At 63.9% G+C, this 18,492-nt stretch carries 11 protein-coding genes; 5 read left to right on the top strand and 6 right to left on the bottom strand.

Features of this window, described 5'->3' with window-relative positions; genetic code table 11:
• Positions 1 to 484 precede the first annotated feature (484 nt).
• From AC0L3L_RS33890 to AC0L3L_RS33880, 3 genes are all read right to left on the bottom strand, one after another.
• Positions 485 to 1,753 (bottom strand): class I SAM-dependent methyltransferase, encoded by a 1,269-nt coding sequence (locus AC0L3L_RS33890; RefSeq protein WP_473486235.1) that lies wholly within the window; start codon positions 1,751 to 1,753, stop codon positions 485 to 487.
• A gap of 433 nt (positions 1,754 to 2,186) precedes the next feature.
• Entirely contained in the window at positions 2,187 to 3,548 is a 1,362-nt protein-coding gene (locus AC0L3L_RS33885; protein ID WP_473486234.1) for a TadE/TadG family type IV pilus assembly protein, read from the bottom strand.
• 344 nt (positions 3,549 to 3,892) lie between these two features.
• Positions 3,893 to 4,762: a transglutaminase-like domain-containing protein gene (locus AC0L3L_RS33880; protein WP_473641603.1), complete on the bottom strand. Its 870-nt coding sequence runs from the start codon at positions 4,760 to 4,762 to the stop codon at positions 3,893 to 3,895.
• A gap of 176 nt (positions 4,763 to 4,938) precedes the next feature.
• On the opposite strand from AC0L3L_RS33880, the gene AC0L3L_RS33875 reads away from it, so the two are divergent.
• Positions 4,939 to 5,604, top strand: coding sequence for an HAD-IA family hydrolase (locus tag AC0L3L_RS33875; protein ID WP_473641602.1), 666 nt, complete (start codon positions 4,939 to 4,941; stop codon positions 5,602 to 5,604).
• Between the two features lie 7 nt (positions 5,605 to 5,611).
• On the opposite strand, the gene AC0L3L_RS33870 is transcribed toward AC0L3L_RS33875, so the two are convergent.
• Complete coding sequence (locus AC0L3L_RS33870; RefSeq protein WP_473550056.1) at positions 5,612 to 5,851, bottom strand: DUF1674 domain-containing protein; 240 nt, start codon at positions 5,849 to 5,851, stop codon at positions 5,612 to 5,614.
• Positions 5,852 to 5,975: 124 nt separating this feature from the next.
• Between AC0L3L_RS33870 and htpX the strand changes: the two genes are divergently transcribed.
• The 4 genes from htpX to purH all read left to right on the top strand — a co-directional run bounded on the left by htpX (position 5,976) and on the right by purH (position 11,958).
• Entirely contained in the window at positions 5,976 to 7,001 is a 1,026-nt protein-coding gene (gene htpX / locus AC0L3L_RS33865) for a zinc metalloprotease HtpX (RefSeq protein WP_473641600.1), read from the top strand.
• A complete protein-coding gene (locus AC0L3L_RS33860) occupies positions 6,992 to 8,386 on the top strand; it encodes an RsmB/NOP family class I SAM-dependent RNA methyltransferase (protein ID WP_473641598.1) in 1,395 nt (464 codons plus the stop codon). Before htpX ends, AC0L3L_RS33860 begins: the two co-directional genes overlap by 10 nt.
• A 139-nt stretch (positions 8,387 to 8,525) precedes the next feature.
• Positions 8,526 to 10,250, top strand: a complete 1,725-nt coding sequence (locus AC0L3L_RS33855; RefSeq protein WP_473641596.1) for a heparinase II/III family protein — start codon at positions 8,526 to 8,528, stop codon at positions 10,248 to 10,250.
• A gap of 91 nt (positions 10,251 to 10,341) precedes the next feature.
• Positions 10,342 to 11,958 carry a bifunctional phosphoribosylaminoimidazolecarboxamide formyltransferase/IMP cyclohydrolase gene (purH, locus tag AC0L3L_RS33850; RefSeq protein WP_473641594.1) on the top strand — a complete coding sequence of 539 codons (1,617 nt, stop codon included), beginning with the start codon at positions 10,342 to 10,344 and terminating at the stop codon, positions 11,956 to 11,958.
• Between the two features lie 139 nt (positions 11,959 to 12,097).
• On the opposite strand, the gene AC0L3L_RS33845 is transcribed toward purH, so the two are convergent.
• Both AC0L3L_RS33845 and AC0L3L_RS33840 read right to left on the bottom strand, forming a co-directional pair.
• On the bottom strand, positions 12,098 to 13,477 hold the full coding sequence (locus AC0L3L_RS33845; RefSeq protein ID WP_473641592.1) for an MFS transporter: 1,380 nt from the start codon (positions 13,475 to 13,477) through the stop codon (positions 12,098 to 12,100).
• Between the two features lie 92 nt (positions 13,478 to 13,569).
• Entirely contained in the window at positions 13,570 to 18,378 is a 4,809-nt protein-coding gene (locus tag AC0L3L_RS33840; RefSeq protein WP_473641590.1) for an NAD-glutamate dehydrogenase, read from the bottom strand.
• Between the last annotated feature and the right edge of the window lie 114 nt (positions 18,379 to 18,492).

The raw sequence follows: 18,492 nt of genomic DNA, 5'->3' as shown, positions 1-18,492 counted from the left end.
GCCATGGCCGCCCCTCGCCTCAGAGCAAGGGCCGTTCTCTCTCCAAAGCTTTTTGCAGAACCTTCAGGACACTATCTCAGCAGACGCGCCACCGCGTCTGGTGCGCGGCCTTGCGCAGTCTGCGCTTTGGTGCGGCACACTTTTGGCCTATGGCTGCACTGTTGCGTTTGGTGATGCTAGGCCTGTTTGCCGCCGGGATAGGGCGGGCGGAGGCACCGCAAATAGCATCGTCTCCGCCGATGAAGTGCGAAACTGGTCCAGCGAACAGAACGTTCGGCGGAGCGAGTTGGATCGTCTGCAGCTGTGATGACCAGCCTTCGACGGCAGTCGTCTCTGCGCAGGGCAATCCGGTTTCACCCGACGCCGCTGGCGACGCTCTCTTCAAAATGACCCCAGCAGACTTTCGCAGCGCTTCTTGCAGCAACCAAGGCGTCAAAGACTAACCGCTGAGCCGTTACGTTTATGAGTTCACAACCTAAACCAACTACCGGTACAAATCCGCCCGCGTCGGCGGCAGGCCGCTCGGGCCCCGCGCGCGCTTGGTGACGACGGTCTGGAAAATCTGCGCCGAGGCGCGTTCGAAAGTGATCGAACAGCCGGTGAGATAAAGCAGCCAGAGGCGCGCCTTGGCTTCGCCGACCTCGGCGATCGCCTCGTCGAAGCGCGCGTGGAGGCGCTCGGCCCACAGCCGGCAGGTGCGGGCATAATGCTCGCGCAAATTCTCGACATCGTAGACGAGGAAGCCGTGCGCTTCGAGATTGCCGAGCGTCATGCCGATCGTGTCGAGCTCACCGCCGGGAAAGATGTATTTGATCAGCGCCTTGAATTCCGGGCCTTTGCGCAAGGTCTTCTTGATGCTGCCCTTGTCGCGCCGGGTGATAGCGTGATGCAGATAGATGCCGCCCGGTTTGAGCAGGCGATGGATGGTCGAGAAATAGGCGGCGTGGTTGGCTAGCCCCAGATGCTCGAACATGCCGATCGACGAGATCTTGTTGAAGGAGCCGGACAGCTCGGCGTAGGATTTTATCTCGATGGTGATGCGGTCCTCCAGCCCCTCAGCGCGGATGCGCTCGCGGGCAAGCTGGGTCTGGGCTTCCGACAGCGAGACGCCGTGGCCGACGACGCCGTAATTTTTCGCGGCATGGATGAGCATGGCTCCCCAGCCGCAGCCGATGTCGAGCAGCCTTTCGCCCGGCTTCAGCCGGAGCTTGCGGCAGATATGGTCGAGCTTGTCTTTCTGCGCCTGGTCGATGCCGTTGGCGAAATCGGTGAAATAGCCGCAGCTATAGACCATGCGTTCGTCGAGGAAGAGCCGGTAGAAGGCGTTCGAAATGTCGTAGTGGTGCTGGATCGCTTGCCTGTTCGACCCGCTGACGAAGGGGTTGCGCCCGGAAAGGTCGGTCCGCGCCGTCATCTGTTTTCTCGAAAACAGCACGGCCGGCAGGTCGCGCAGGACCGCGAGCTTGGGCAACGCCTTGAGCTTCGTCCTGAGCTTGCCGTGCGCAGGCAGAGCGTAGAAATCGAACAGCGACCCGTCTTCCACGTCGATGGTCTTGGAAATCCACATTTCGATCAGCGTCGAGAGGTTGGGCCGACGCATCACCTGCCAGACGATGTCCTGGTCGTTGATGGTGACCACCGGGCCGGTGGCGGGCCCGATCCGCTCGCCGGTCCACAACCTGACCGCGAAACCCGGCTTCAATGTCTCGATAACCGTTCGAACGATCCGTGCCGCTCTGTCGGCTGCCTCCATGCCCGTCCTCCCCTGCTCTGCCGCTTGGCGTCGACGCCGACTTTGCCTGTCCGATCGGATAGCCGCAAGCCGCCAGCGACAAGCCCGCACCGCATTTTCACCATGGCGCCTTGCCATTTGCGGATCGACACCCCATGATGAGGGCGTCTTCAACAAATCGAAAGGAGGTGATCCGATGTCGAGTGATTTCGTTTTCCAGAACGTGGCCTCAGCGGATTGCACTTTCGGGAAGCAGTCTTCCCGTTAAGGCGCGAGATGCGCGGCTGGCGACGCCTGGAGCGCCGCGCGTCCTTTGGACGCGCAAAGGACGCTCCAGCACTTTTAAGTCACGTCGCCGCCATGAGCCGCGCCATGGACGGAAACACGGAAGGCCGCCGGCTTCGAAAGAAGCGGCGGCCTTTTCCTTGTCCGGATCCTGTCTGGTCAATGCCCTCTATTTGGTCAATGCCAGGCTTTCGATGTTGTGCGCTATGTCCTGGAAAGCCTGGTTGAGTTCCGTCCCGTTGGCGGCCTGATAGAAGTGCTTGATCTTGGCGGTATCCGGGCTCGCGCAATTGTGCAGTGTCGCCTGGGCAATCTCTTCGTTGAGATCGAAACCGATGGTGAAGATTTCGATGCCCTTGGCGCGCATGGCGGTACAGAGCGTCTTGGCTGCCGTGCGGGTCGGTTCCTTGCCGGCATCATTGTAGACCTCACCGACAGTGGCGGCATCGAAATAGGACAGGTTGAACTCGCCGTCGGTCATCAGGATCGCGATTTTGGCGACCTTGTTCGGATCCGCCTTGGCCGGCCGCTGCGAAGCATTCATCACGCTGCCCCAGCTTTCCGAAAGCATGTACCAGCTCCACTGCACGCCGATATGGCCCGAGGTGCCGCCCGATGCGACAAAGGTCTTGATGACGTTCTTGAGCGCCGCGGCGTCCGCCGTCAGCGGCTTCAACGCGGCGGCCGGGCAGGCAGCCGTGCCGGTCTGCCAGGCAAAGGACGACAACAGGTAATCGCGATTGACCATGCTGACCTCGGGGCCCGCATCCGAATATTGATAGGTGCCTTTGCGCTCGGTGGCGCAATTATCCGGACGCGTTAAGCCGGAGACGTACTGTATGGCGCCATTGCCTGGCGCTTGCTTGCGCTGGCTGGTCGAGGTTTCGACATAGACGCTGCTGGCGGCAAGCGCGCCGGCATTCACCGAATTGGCGTATGGTACGATGGAGACACGCACCCGGGGGTTGGAGGAGTCCTGGCCGTCCAGGAAGCTGTCGACCGCGTTCGCTGCAGCTGTCCTCAGATCGATGATTTTCTGGCCGGCCATCGACCCTGTGACGTCGAGCATCATCGCCACTTCGATCGTCTTGTCCGAATAGAGCGCTGTCGTCGATGCGGCAACGCGCTTCATGTCACCCATGCTGAAAAGCGGAAAATAAAGGCCGAGATCGACATGGACGTCCGCCTGAACCGTCTTGGCGGTCCTGTCGATGGTCAATTTGTCGAGGACGATCCGATCAGCCTGCAGGATGCCCGCTCGGCTGTTGGCATCGAGAAACGCCTGCACCGACTTGTTGGCATCGGCCTCCTTGATGACGCCGGTCGTCAGGTCGCGTGCAGTAGACGTCACCGCCGCATCGATCACGCCCTGCAAACTCGACTTGGCGTTGTAGAGTTGGGAAATATTGACGGCAAAGCCGACGCCCAGCGCCAGCACCGACGCAACCATGCCGAACAGAACCGCTAAATTTCCGCTGCGATCCCCGGCAACGCTGCCGATTGCGTGAAAAAGACCCCCAAAATGCCGCATGCTTCCGACTCCATTCGCCACGACCTCAAGGCCGTGTGAAGGCCGCATTGCAGGATTCCGGCCGTATGGCGCCGCGAAGGGACCAACAGCTACCGGCTCATTGTCAAACCGTTGTTTCTGCTTGGTTTCGAAATGCGGCAAGGTGAATAGCCGGTAAACGACAAGCCGCTGCGGCAGTTTCGTTTACGAAGCGCTTACCATGATCCCGATGTCTGCCGTGGAGCACAAGGACTCGATCCCGCTCCGGCACAGGCGGGCTGTGCCGAAGCGGATCAGGCGCATCGGACCTGTACGACGGCCCGGATGATCGTAACAACGGTCGCAGGCCGTTCGCGCTTGCGCTTTTATGCCAGCATCTGCGCGGTGACGGTTCTGTCGACGCCGCGATGGGGCGGGCTGAACAGATTGCTTTCCTGCTCGTAGGTCCAGACCTTGAACAGGCTGAGCCGGTGCGGGCCGAAACTGTGCAGCAGCGGCACGTCGGTCGCGTCGCGACCGCGCGCGATGACGACCCGGCCGATCCTCGGCATGTTATGGCGGGGATCGAACGTGTACCATTTGCCGTCGAGGAACACTTCCAGCCACGCCGAAAAATCCATCGGAGCCGGGTCGACCGGCACGCCGATGTCGCCGAGATAGCCGTTTGCGTAGCGGGCGGGAATGTTCATGCAGCGGCAGAGCGTGATCGCCAGATGAGCGAAGTCGCGACAGACGCCGACGCGCTCCTCATGCGCTTGCGCCGCCGTGCGGGTTGGGCGCGCATAGCCGTAACCGAACGACAGACGGTTGTGGACATAGTCGACGATCGCCTGCACCCGCGCCCAGCCGGATGGAACAGGGCCGAAAACCTGCCAGGCCAGATCACTGAGATGATCGGTCTCGCAATAGCGGCTGCCGAGCAGATAGCAGAGCACATCGTCGGGCAACTCCGTCACCGGCACTTCCCTGGCCAGCGGGTTGACCTCGTCGGCCTCGCCGCTGTCCTCGACAACGGCATCGTAAAGAATGCGAAAGCTGCCGCCGGGCGCCGTGAAGCGGCGGCAGGCGTTGCCATAAAGATCGTGATAGAGCCTGGTTGGGACGGTAGGCGAGGTCAGCACGCGGGTCTGCCGCTTGATGTCGGCCTGGCGGTCCTTATGGATCTCGAGCAGCGAAATCACCGGGGTGGCTTCAGCGCAGTCAATGGCGATTTCGTAGCCGAGCCGAATCAGCATCGCGGTTCCCCCCTTTTTTGAGTGTCGTGGAAGACGATTAAGTTAACGCGAGATGGCCGGCCGTGGTTCCCTGGTCTTGTCGAAAAAGGCGATCTCGCGCCTTCCCATGCCGCCGATGCGACGTTACGGTCGATCGACAGGCTTTTGGTCCCTTCCGAAACAACCCGGGATAGCAGATGTTCGCAGGCAGAAAATTCGCAGCCTTCCTGTTCGACATGGACGGAACGGTGGTCAATTCGATTGCCGCGGCAGAAAGGGTCTGGGCAGATTGGGCACGACGGCAAGGTCTCGACGTTGCCGCATTCCTGCCGACGATCCACGGCGTGCGGGCAATCGAGACCATCGCGCGGCTGGCGCTTCCAGGCGTCGACCCGATGCGCGAAGCCGATGCGCTTCTGCAGGCCGAGGCGGCCGATATCGACGGCATCCTTCCGATCGCCAGCGCAGCGGCATTTCTGGCGTCGCTGCCGCCCGAGCGCTGGGCCATCGTCACTTCGGCGCCGCGCGAGCTGGCTCTCCTGCGCATCGCCGCCGCCGGCATCCCGCGTCCCGCCATCCTTGTCGCGGCCGAGGACGTTTCCCGCGGCAAGCCAGCGCCGGATTGCTTCCGGCTGGCGGCCGAGCGGCTGGGCGTCGATGCGCGCGACTGCCTCGTTTTCGAAGATGCGCCTGCCGGCATATCGGCGGCCGAGGCCGCAGGAGCCACGGTCGTTGTGATCAGCGCCACCCACCAGCATCCATTGCATACGCCGCATGCTGCGATCGCCTCTTATGCCGGGCTGGGCATCACGGTCGACGACCGCGGCTGGATTATGCTCGCGGCGGAGCGCGCTGCGGCTTAGGGTGCCCTTAGAAATCGCTGGTCAGGCCCTTCACCTCCCAGTCGCCATAGCGGCCGGGCTCCTTGCCGCCACGGCCGCCGATCTCCTGGGGCATCGCGGCTTCCTGCTGCCGATAGTGTTCGCGCCGTGCTTCCGCTTCAGCCAGAGCGCGGCGCGCTGCCGGCGTCAGCGTCTTTTGCGGCGCGTCGTGGCCGGGGCCGGCAGTTGTTTCACTGGTTTCGCCCGTTTTACTGGTTTCTTCGATCATGCGATATTCCCGGCCGATTGAAACGGGCCCTGATTGAAACAGGGCCACACGTTTCCCATCATATAGCGATGAGCCGACAAGGATCGACCCCTTTTACGCAGCGCCGGCAGAAACGGAGCAGACAATGAACACACTTCGCACCGCCATGCTTTTGGCCGCGATGACCGCGCTGTTCATGGGCGTCGGCTATCTGATCGGCGGATCGGGCGGCATGGTGATTGCCTTGCTGATTGCCGCCGCCATGAACCTGTTCAGCTATTGGAACGCCGACAAGATGGTGCTGGCGATGAACCGCGCCGTCGAGGTCGACGAAAGGAACGCCCCGGAATATTACGCCATCGTACAGAGCCTTGCCAGACAGGCCGGCCTGCCGATGCCGAAAACCTATCTGATCGACAACCCGCAGCCCAATGCCTTCGCCACCGGCCGCAATCCGCAGAATGCCGCGGTTGCCGCCACCACCGGGCTGCTGCAGCAACTATCGCACGAAGAGGTCGCGGCGGTGATGGCGCACGAGCTCGCCCATGTGCAGCACCGCGACACGCTGACCATGACGATCGTCGCCACGCTTGCCGGCGCGATCTCGATGCTCGGCAATTTCGCCTTCTTTTTTGGCGGCAACCGCGACAACAACAATTCCTTCGGCATTATCGGTGTGCTGGTGGCGATGATCGTGGCGCCGTTCGCCGCTATGATCGTGCAGATGGCGATCAGCCGTACCCGCGAATACGAGGCCGACCGGCGCGGCGCCGAGATCTGTGGACGGCCGCTCTGGCTTGCCTCGGCCCTTGACAAAATCGCCCGTGGCGCCGAACGCATCCGCAACCCGGATGCAGAGCGCAATCCGGCGACCGCCCACCTCTTCATCATCAATCCTCTTTCCGGCGAGCGCATGGACAGTCTGTTTTCCACCCACCCGAACACCGACAACCGTATCGCGGCCTTGCAGGCGATGGCGCGGGATATGGTCGGTGGCGGCTCATCCGACGTGACCCCAGTGTCGCGCCCACGACAGGCCGACGAACAATCGCCATCAGGCCCGTGGGAGAAGGCAACACAGCAGCCTGAGCAGCCGCCGGCGCAACCGGCCCCGCCGAAGCCAAATCGTTGGGGCCGCAATCCGACCGGACCCAAGGGTCCGTGGTCGTGAGCGAAGCGAAACGCCGGCACCGAATTTCAGGCGATCACGAAAACAATGCAGTGAGCCCCGGCGAGCCCGTTGCCGGTCTCGCCGCGCGCAAGGCGGCTGCCCGGCTGCTCGCCGCCGTCATCGATGCCAAAACGCCGCTTGATGGGCTGACCGACCACGAGAACGGCCATCCGCAGTACAAGGCGCTCGACCTGCGCGACCGGGCGCTGGTGCGCGCCATACTGGTCACTGCGCTGCGCTTCCGCGTGACCATTGCCGGGTTACTGGCCCGCCGCCTGGAAAAGCCGTTGCCGCCCAATGCCACCGTGCTTTCGCATATTCTGCATGTGGCGGCGGCGCAGATCCTATTCCTCGATATTCCCGACAGCGCCGCCGTCGACCTTGCTGTGACCCACGCCAAGTCCGATCCGCGCACGGTGCGCTTCTCCGGTCTCGTCAACGGCGTGCTGCGCACGCTGGCGCGGTCCAAGCAGGCCGAGTTGGCTGCAGCGCTTGCCGGTACCGACGAGGCGCCGAAGTGGTTTTCCGACCGGCTGAAGGCCGCCTATGGCGTCGACAAGACCAGGCAAATCCTCGCCGCTCATCGGTACGAGGCGCCGGTCGACTTCACCGTCAAGTCAGATCCCGAGCTGTGGGCCGAGCGGCTCGGCGGCATCGTGCTGCCGACCGGCACGGTGCGCGTGGAAAAGCTCAGCGCCTCCGTCACCGAACTGCCCGGCTTCGAAGACGGCGCCTGGTGGGTTCAGGATGCCGCCGCCAGCCTTCCGGCCCGGCTCTTCGGCGACATCAGGGGTTTGCGCGTCGCCGACCTCTGCGCCGCCCCTGGCGGCAAGACCGCTCAGCTCATTCTCGGCGGCGCCACGGTCACCGCGATTGATTCCTCGAAGAACCGGTTGGCGCGGCTGTCGCAGAATCTCGAACGGCTTGGCCTGTCCGCAGAGATCGTCCAGGCCGATCTGCTCAAATACGAGCCGGAACAACTGTTCGACGCCGTCCTCCTCGATGCACCCTGTTCTTCGACCGGCACGGTGCGGCGGCATCCCGACGTGCCCTGGACGAAGACGGCGGCCGACATCGAAAAGCTCGCCGATCTGCAGCGAAGGCTGCTCGCCCGCGCCGTCACCCTGGTCAAGCCCGGCGGGCGCGTCGTCTTTTCCAACTGTTCGCTCGACCCGCTCGAAGGCGAGGCGCTTCACCGCGCCTTCCTCGCCGGAACGACTGATATCGTCGACGATCCGCTCCGCCCAGGCGAGATCGCCGGCATCGATCCCTTCCTCACGCCGCAAGGCACGCTACGCACCACACCCGCCGATCTGGAGCTCGGCTCACCGGAACGGTCCGGCCTGGACGGCTTCTTCGCCGCCCGCATGCGCAGAGCCGGCTAACGCTGAGAATTTGAAGACTGTTTTAGGGAAAATCCTGCGGAAAACAGGCTGAACTTCCAAGGTCTCCATGGAATTCGCCTTCGCATAAGTTCTTGAATCATATAACTTGTCTTCGGGTTGAGAGGTATGAGGAGGGCTTTTGGCGATCGCTGCCGGCAGCACGACGCGTCTATGGACGCTTGTCGCGAAGGAGTTCTGGCGCAAGACGCGCCGGCGCCTGCGTGCCGGGCCACTCTATCGCTGGCGCTACTCCGGCCGCACGCCGGAACGTGTGTTGATCGCTCCGCCGGACCTGCGCCTGGCCGACCCGCAGATTGCGCTCGAGATCTACTATGGCCGCTATCCGCTGTCGGGACATATGGTCGAGACCGGCGGCAAGTCGCCTTTCCAGATCGCCGTGCCCAATCCCGGCTGGCAAAAGACGCTGCACGGCTTTCGCTGGTTGCGCCACATGCGCGCCGCCGGCACCGAGCTTGCCGCCGCCAATGCCCGGGCGCTGGTCTCCGACTGGATCGCCATGCATGGCAGCAATATTGCCGGAGTCGCCTGGGAGCCTGGCACGACGGCCAAGCGCGTCATTGCCTGGCTGCAGCATTCCTCGGTGGTGCTGCAGGGCGCAGAATTTCCCTTCTACCGGGCCTTCCTGAAATCGCTGGCCATGCAGATCCGCTATCTCAGGGCGATGGCACGCGAGATGCCGGACGGCAAGGACAGGCTGCGCGCCCGCATCGCGCTGGCTTTTGCCGCTCTGTCGCTGCCGGCGCCGGCATCGGCGCTGCGCGGTGCGACCCGCAGCCTCGCCGATGAGCTCGATCGCCAGATTCTGCCGGATGGCGGACATATTTCCCGCAATCCGATAACCGTTCTTGAAATCCTCGCCGACCTTCTGCCGCTGCGCCAAACCTATGCCAATCAAGCCGAAACTCCGCCGGCGGCGCTGATGGGTGCAATCGACCGTATGCTGCCGGCGCTGCGTTTCTTTCGCCACCAGGACGGCAGCCTCGCCCGCTTCAATGGCATGGGCGCGACCATCCACGACCGCATTGCCACCATACTGCGCCACGACGACACCGCCGGCGCGCCTTTGCTGCACGCGCCGCATTCAGGCTACGAGCGCCTCTCCATGGGCGGCGTCACCGTGATCGCCGATACCGGCCCGCCGCCCCCAATCGACGTTTCCAACGCGGCGCACGCCGGATGCCTGGCTTTCGAACTGTCCTCCGGCCGCCAGCATTACGTCGTCAATGCCGGCGTCGACACCTATGGCGCCGCCGAATTCCGGCCGCTTGCCCGCGCCACGGCCGCCCACTCGACCGCCACCCTCAACGACACCTCGTCGGCGCGTTTCAGCCATTCGCTGCGCGTCAACGATCTGCTCGGCACGCCGTTGATCGGCGGCCCGCAGCATGTATCTTGCAAGCGCACCGACCAGCCAGGCAGCCAGGGTTTCCTGGCTCGCCACGACGGCTATGTCGCGCGCTTCGGCCTGCTGCATGAGCGCGAGCTGAAATTGTCGACGAACGGCAATGTGCTTGCCGGCAGGGATCGCTTTCTGCGGCCGGGCAATGCTGCGATCCGCAACAACGGCCGCGATTTTGTCACGGTGCGCTTCCACATCCATCCCGCCATAGGCCTGCTCCAGGACCAGCATGGCCGCCTGGTGCTGACCGCCGAACAGGCCGACACGTGGGTGTTCACCTGCACCGAGGTAGCGCCCGAGGTCGAGGAATCCATCTACTTCGCCGGTTTGGGCGGCCCGCGCCGCGGCCGGCAGATCGTGCTGGCCTTCAAGGCATCGGAGGTTTCCGAAGTCCATTGGCAGCTGACGCGAACGGTGATCGCCGGTCAGGTCGCAAAAAGCTGAGACTGCGGTTAGCCTCGCAGTTTGATTTCCAGGCCTCATGTGCTACGGCGCGCGGACACTTTCCCAACCAGCCGTGAAAGGCCGCCAGCCCATGGCCGTCGCCGCCAAGAACATTCCCGCGCCCGACCTCGTTCCCGTTCGTCGCGCGCTGCTTTCCGTTTTCGACAAGACCGGGCTCATCGATTTCGCGCAGGCCCTCGTCTCGGCCGGTGTCGAGCTGGTCTCCACCGGCGGCACGGCAAAGGCGATCGCTGAGGCAGGCATGGTCGTGCGCGACGTCTCCGACCTCACCGGCTTTCCCGAGATCATGGACGGCCGCGTCAAGACGCTGCATCCGTCCGTGCATGGCGCGCTGCTCGGCGTGCGCGACGATCCCGAACACGCCGCGGCAATGCGCGATCATGGCATCGAGCCGATCGATCTCGTCGTCTCCAATCTCTACCCTTTCGAGGATGTCCGCCGCTCCGGCGCCGCTTACGCCTCGATCGTCGAGAACATCGACATAGGCGGTCCGGCGATGATCCGCGCCTCGGCCAAGAACCACGCCTATGTCGCCATCGTCACTGATCCCGAGGACTATGCCTCAGTACTCAACGCACTGGAGATGAATTTCGGCTCGCTCTCGCTGGATTTCCGCAAGAAGCTGGCGGCCAAGGCCTTCGCCCGCACCGCCACCTATGATGCGGCGATTTCCGGCTGGTTCGCCGAAGCGCTGGAGATCGAGCATCCCACCTGGCGCGCCTTCGGCGGCAGGCTGGACCAGGTGATGCGCTACGGCGAGAACCCGCACCAGGGCGCCGGCTTCTACGTCGATGGCGACAGGCGGCCGGGCGTCGCGACGGCGCATCAGCTGCAGGGCAAGCAGCTTTCCTACAACAATATCAACGACACCGACGCCGCCTTCGAATTGGTAGGCGAGTTCGATCCGGCCCGCTCCGCAACTGTCGCCATCATCAAGCATGCCAACCCGTGCGGCGTCGCCGAGGGCGCTTCGCTGAAGGCGGCCTACGCCAAGGCGCTTGCCTGCGATCCGGTCTCGGCCTTTGGCGGCATCGTCGCGATGAACCGTACCCTCGATGCAGAGGCGGCCGAAGAGATCGTCAAAACCTTCACCGAGGTCATCATCGCGCCGGGCGCCTCGGAAGAAGCTATCCGCATCGTCGCCGCCAAGAAGAACCTGCGTCTGCTTGTCACCGGCGGCCTGCCCGATCCGCGCGCCGCCGGCACCACCGTCAAATCCGTCTCCGGCGGATTGCTCGTCCAGGGCCGTGACAACGCGGTGGTCGATGATCTCGACCTGAAAGTAGTGACCAGGCGCGCGCCGACGCCGGCCGAAAAGGCCGATCTCAAATTCGCCTTCCGCGTTGCGAAGCACGTCAAGTCGAACGCCATCGTCTATGTCAGAGATGGTGCCACCGTCGGCATCGGCGCCGGCCAGATGAGCCGGGTCGATTCCTCACGCATCGCCGCGCGCAAAGCGCTCGACGCGGCTGAGGCTGCTGGCGTGGCCGAGCCGCTGACTAAGGGGTCTGTCGTCGCCTCGGACGCGTTCTTTCCCTTCGCCGACGGGCTGCTGTCGGCCATCGAAGCCGGTGCCACCGCCGTCATCCAGCCGGGAGGCTCGATGCGCGACGACGATGTCATCGCCGCCGCCGACGCCCACGGCATCGCCATGGTGTTTACCGGCGTGAGGCATTTCCGGCATTGAGCGCTTCACCCTCCCCCTCGCGGGGAGGGTCGGCGAACGATCTTTGCGAAGCAAAGTTCGTGAGACGGGTTGGGGGCAGCGCCGCCCCCAACCCGCTCCGCTTCGCGGATCGACCCTACCCACAAGGGGGAGGGTAAGCTCACTCCGCCTGCGGGTTGTCCGCCGGATACGGCGTGCGGACCAGGATCGCCAGGCCGACGCCGAGGAACAGCACGATTGCCGCCATGCCTAACCGCGACGAGCCGCTGGCCAAGGTGATCGTGGCCACCATGAATGGCGCAGCAAAACTGGTCGCCCGCCCGGCCAGCGCATAGATGCCGAAATAGCGGCCTGATTCGGCAGCTGTGACGCTGCGCGCCATGTAGGAGCGCGACGATGCCTGCACCGGCCCAAAGGCAAGCCCGATCAGCAGACCGAAAAAGATGTAGGCTTTTTCGGCCGGTGTACCGAACAACCCGCCGCTATCGGCTCCGGGCATCGTCCAGGCACCGAACAGCGTGTAGCCAGGCCCGGTCGAGACGATGCCGATCGTGGCAATGCTGAGCAGGACAAGCGAAATCATCACTATGGTCTTGGAGCCGAGCGCCACGTCGAGGCGTGCGGCAACCAGGCAGCCGACGATGGCGACGACGTTGAGGATGATGCCGAACAGCCCGATCTCGGTGATCGACCAGTGGAACATCGCCGCCGCAAAGGCACCGCCCAGCGCAAGCAACGCATTGACGCCATCCTGATAGATCATACGGGCGACGAGAAAGCGGAAGATGCCGCTGCGCTTGCGTATTTCGCCCAGCGTCGATTTCAGTTCCGACAGCCCCTCGCGCACCGCCGGTCCAAGGGGAATGCCCTTGGCCGCATCCGGTGTGAAAAAGAACATTGGCAGGATGAACAGGAAATACCAGGCCGCTGAGAGGGGTCCCGTCGCCCGTGCGTCCTCGCCGAGTTTCGGATCGAGCCCGAGGATCGGATCGAGACCGACGATCGTCTTGCCGGTTGCCGACGAGCCGGCCATGAGGGCGACGACAAAGATCAGCGCGATCATGCCGCCGAGATAGCCGAGACCCCATGCCATATTCGAGATTCGGCCGATTTCGCTCTTCGGCACCAGACGCGGCATCATCGAATCGTTGAACACGGTCGAGAATTCCGCCGCGACCGAGGCCAACGAGAAGAGCAGCACGACCAGGAAAAGGTTCGAACCGGGAGCAGCGAACCACAGCAGGCAAAGACTGGTGATCTTGATCGCGGCGAAGAGTGCGATCCACGGTTTTCGCGGGCCGGTCTGGTCGGCGATCGAGCCGAGGATCGGCGACAGCACGGCGATGGCCAGGCCCGCCGCGGCGATGCCGTAACCCCATGCCGCCTGGCCCGTTTCCGGATCGCTCGCCATGCGCGAGACGAAATAGGGTCCGAAGATAAAGGTGGTGATGACCGTGAAGAACGGCTGCGCTGCCCAGTCGAACAGCATCCACCCCCAGATGCCGCGTTCCGGCGCTCGCTGCACTGTTAGCTCGGCCATATGCCCTCCCACGAATGGCGCCCCGAAGCGGGGCGCCGCTCCGCTCTATAGCGCAGTTCCTGCCGGCAATCCCGAGCGATGTGGAAAACTTCTCACAGCGCCGTCAGGTCATTGATCAGCCCCGACGCCACCGACAGCCGCGACACGGTGATATCGCCGCCCTCGGTCAGCGCCTGCAGCCGCTCGCGGATACGCCCGACCCTCTCGCCGCCGGCCTCCAGCCACGCCGCCACCGGATCCGCCGCCTCGGCATGGCTGGTGAGCGCCGCCACGGCGATGCCGCGCCTGGCCGCGCCGATCGTGTCGGTGGCGCGGGAAAGAGCCAATTGATCGTAATAGTCGGACGGCGCGATCGAGCGCGCCGCGTCCTCGACGCGCGGAATGCGGAATGCGTCGCTGACCGCGAAAAACGCCTTCGCGGCGACGACAATGTCGGCATTCGCCGTTCGGGCCGTCAGCGCGATGTCAGGGACGACGCCCGCCACATCGGCCAGCGCCAGCTGTTCGGCCAGCTTTTCGGGCGCGCCGCCCTTGGCCAGATCATGCCGCCGCTCCTCGATCCACTCGCGCGAGAAGGCCGGCAGCAGCGAAACAAGCTTCGGCTCCAGAGCCTTGCGTGCATCCTGCAATTCGGTGATCCGCTGGCCGAGCGGAGCGGTGCTAGTATCGTTCTTGAGGTACCAGCCGCTGGCCACATAGGTGAGCCGGCTAACAGCTTGATAAAGGTCGAGCTGCACCTGTCCGTCGATCTGGTTGTCGAGTGCATCGATCTGACGATAGAGCGCCGGCAACCCGAAGCCGTCTCGCACCACAGCGAAGGTCCGGACCACGTCGGCCGCGCTACGGCCCGTCGCTTCCTGCAGCCTGTTGACGAAGGATGGGCCGCCGCGATTGACCAGATCGTTGGCGACGACACGGGCGATGATTTCGCGGCGCAGGCGATGGCCATGGATCTCGGCCGCGTATTTCTTCGCCATACGCTCCGGAAAATAGCCCATCAGGTCACGGTCGAAATGCGGATCGTCCGGCACGTCGCTGGCGACGATGTCGGAAAACAGCACGATCTTGGCATAGGCCAACAGCACGCCGAGCTCGGCCCTGGTCAATGGCTCGCCGCGCGCCTCGCGGTCGGCAAGCGCTGCCGGCGACGGCAGAGCTTCGACATTGCGGTCGAGCAGGCCGCGCGCCTCGAGCGCTGCCATGAAACGACTCTGATGGGCGATGTCGGCAAGGCCGCGCTTGCGGGCAAGGGACAGCGCCAGCGTCTGCTCGTAATTGTTGGACAGCACCAGCGCGCTCACCTCGTCGGTCATCTCGGCAAGAAGCTTGTTGCGCGCTGGGCGGGTCAGCGCCCCCTTGCGCATGGCGGAAGCCAGCGCGATCTTGATGTTGACCTCGACATCGGAGCAGTTGACGCCACCCGAATTGTCGATGGCATCGGAATTGCAGCGACCGCCATTCAAGCCGAACTCGATGCGGGCCAGCTGCGTCACGCCGAGATTGGCGCCTTCGCCGATGACCTTGGCGCGCACTTCGAGCGCGGTCACTCGGATAGCATCGTTGGCGCGATCCCCGACATCCTGGTTGGTTTCCGTCGATGCCCTGAGATACGTGCCGATGCCGCCGAACCATAAAAGGTCGACCGGCGCCTTGAGGATGGCGCTCATGATCTCGACCGGCGAGGCGGTCGTCTTGCCGAGGCCGATCGCCGCGGCCGCGGCCGGCGGCAGCGTGATCGACTTCTGGCTGCGCGAGACGATGACGCCGCCTTCGGACAGTTTTGTCTTGTCGTAGTCCTGCCAGCTCGAACGGGCGAGGGCGAACATGCGCCGGCGCTCGGCCATCGAAGCCGCCATGTCGGGATCCGGATCGATGAAGATGTCGCGATGGTCGAAGGCGGCGATCAGCCGGGTCTGCTCGGACAGCAGCATGCCGTTGCCGAACACGTCGCCCGACATGTCGCCGACGCCGACGACGGTGAAGGGCGTGGTCTGGATATCGCGGTTCATCTCGCGGAAATGCCGCTTGACTGCTTCCCAGGCGCCCTTGGCGGTGATGCCCATCTTCTTATGGTCGTAGCCGGCCGAGCCGCCGCTGGCGAAAGCGTCGTCGAGCCAGAAGCCATGCTTCTCGCTGATGGCATTGGCGGTGTCGGAAAAGGTCGCCGTGCCCTTGTCGGCGGCGACGACGAAATAGGGATCGTCCTGGTCGCGCCTGGTCACACCGGCTGGCGGAATGACGTCGTCCAGGCCGATATTGTCGGTGATCGACAACAGGCTTGAGACATAATTCTTGTAGGCGGACGCGCCGGCTTCGAAGATGGCGTCGCGGCCGCTGCCCATCGGCAGCTTCTTCGGATAGAAGCCGCCCTTGGCGCCGACCGGCACGATGACCGCGTTCTTGACCTGCTGCGCCTTGACCAGCCCGAGCACCTCGGTGCGGTAGTCCTGGGCGCGGTCCGACCAGCGCAGGCCGCCGCGGGCGACCGGGCCGAAGCGCAGATGCACGCCCTCGACCTCGGAACCGTAGACGAAGATCTCCCGCCACGGCCGCGGCGCCGGCAGGCCGTCGACCGCCTGCGAGTCGAGCTTGATCGCCAGCGACTGGCCCTTCTCCTTAGTATCGGGAACGAAATGATTGGTTCGTAGCGAGGCTTCGATCAGGTTGAGGTAACGACGGATGATGGTGTCGTCATCGATGTTGGGAACCTCTTCCAACGCATCCCTGATCTTGGCCTTGAGGTGCTTGGCCGCGACCACCCCTTCCGTCTCCGCCGTCGGTCCTAGGCGGGCGACGAACAGCTCATGCAGGCCACGCGCTATCTCCGGATAGCGGTTGAGTGCGGCGGCGATGAAATCCTGGCTCTGCGGGATCCCGGCCTGCTGCAGATAGCGGCCATAGGCGCGCAGGATGGTGACCTCGCTCGACCACAGGCCGGCGGTCTGGGCAAGGCCGTTATAGCCGTCATTGTCGATGTCGCCGCGCCAGACGGAAAGGAACGCGTCCTCGAACAGCGCGCCGCGGTCGCCAAGGTCGATCGGCTTGCCGTAGCTGTTTTCGAGCTCCATGTCGTGGATGAAGACCATGCCCGGCTGATCACTATTGATCATGCCGGAAGCCTCGTCCCCGACCTCGAAGGTGCGCTCGCTGATCACGCGGAAACCGATGTTCTCCAGCACCGGCACCCGCCGCGACAGCGCCACCGGGCTGCCATGGTGATAGATCTTCAGCGCCGCCTGATGCGGTTCCTGGTTGGCGTGACGGTAGTAGTCGATGGCGATCGGGTTGGCCGCGCTGATCCTGGCGATGCGCCCGGCATCGGCCAACGCCTCCGCCGGCGAAAAGCTGTCGCGATAGCTTCCCGAGAAGCGCGAGGCGATCGCCGTGAGCGCCGCATCGGCGCCGGTCTCGGCCGCGGTCTCGCGCAGAATGTCGTCCCAGGTCCGCACGATGGCGCGAATCGCTGCCTCGATCGTCGCCTGGTCGACCTTCGGCGTCCTGCCGCCGGAACGGCCGATGATGAAGTGGACACGCGCCAGCCCGCCTTCCGGAAAGGCGGGGTAGTAGGCCGACAGCCGGCCTTGGAACACCGTCTTCAGATAGGTGCCGATCTTCTCGCGTACGACGCTGTCGTAGCGGTCGCGCGGCACGAAGACGAGGATCGAGACGAAGCGGTCGAACTGATCGGCGCGCACCAGCGCTCTGACGCGCGGCCGCTCGATCAGCCCCAAAATGGCTTCGGCGTGCTTGCGCAGGATCGGCACCGGAACCTGGAACAGTTCGTCGCGCGGATAGCTCTCCAGCACGTTGATCAGTGCCTTGCCGGAGTGATCTTCAGGGTTGAAACCGGATTTGGCGATGATGGTTTCGGCTTTCGACCTGAGATAAGGGATCTTCATCACCGAGCGCGTGTAGGCGGTCGAGGTGAACAGGCCGACAATGCGCAGTTCGCCGGCAAGCACGCCCTTGGCGGTGTAGGTCTTTACGCCGATGTAATCTAGATAGATGCGGCGATGCACGGTCGATTTGGCGTTGGCCTTGGTGACGATCAGCGGTTCCGGCCCGTGCAGGAAGGCGCGGATTTCCGGCGTCGTCGACACCGCTTCGGTGCCGCGCCGTAGCACCAGCACGTCCGGATCGGAGAGGATGCCGAGGCCGGGTTTTTCGGTGCGCTCCAGCGTGCCGCTCTTCTCGCCGCCGGTATATTTGAACTCGCGCATGCCGAGAAAGGTGAAATTGTCGTCGCGCAGCCATTCGAGGAAGGCGATCGCTTCGGCAACGTGGGCCTTGTCGAGCGGCACCGGGGCGTAGCGGAACTCCGAGATCGCCTGGTCGAGGCGGGCCAGCATAGGCTTCCAGTCGGTGACCGCGGCGCGCACCTGGCCCAATATTTTTTTCAGCCGCTCGGCCAATGCCATGGCCTGATCGGCCGAAAGACGGCCGATATGGACATGGATGACACTCAACCGTTCATGGCTGTGATCGCCCTTGGCAAAGCCGCCATCGCCGAGGATTTCGTCGACGCCGCTCTTGCCGTGCCTGACGACGATGACCGGATGGGTGACCAGCAGCGGTTCGCCGGCGCTCTCGGTGATCTCGCCGAGGACGGAATCGAACAGGAACGGCATGTTGTCGTTGACGACAGTGATCACGGTCATCGGCCTGCCCTGGCGGACAACACCGGAATCGACCTCTATGGCGACGACGCAATCGCCCTTCCTGTGCCTGGCGACGGCGCGTCCGGCGAGATCGGCTGCGCGTTCGAGGGCGGTGACCTCATAGGCGGCGACATCTTCGGCCGGCGCTCGGGCCAGCAGGTAGTCGGCAAGCCTGCCGGGTTTCTCGCTGCCTTTGGCCGTGCTTATCTTTTTCAACTGGCTTGCAGATTTCAGGCCGGCCATGTCGCTAATCCCTCCCGTCATATGTTTTGCGACTATGGTAGCAGATGACCGATATTTGGCGACAAAGGTTTGACCGCTTGCGACGAAATGTCGGGATTCGCCGCTGGGTCACCG

It is taken from the genome of Mesorhizobium sp. WSM4849, assembly GCF_055811385.1.
This window is presented reverse-complemented; position numbering and strand designations above follow the sequence as displayed.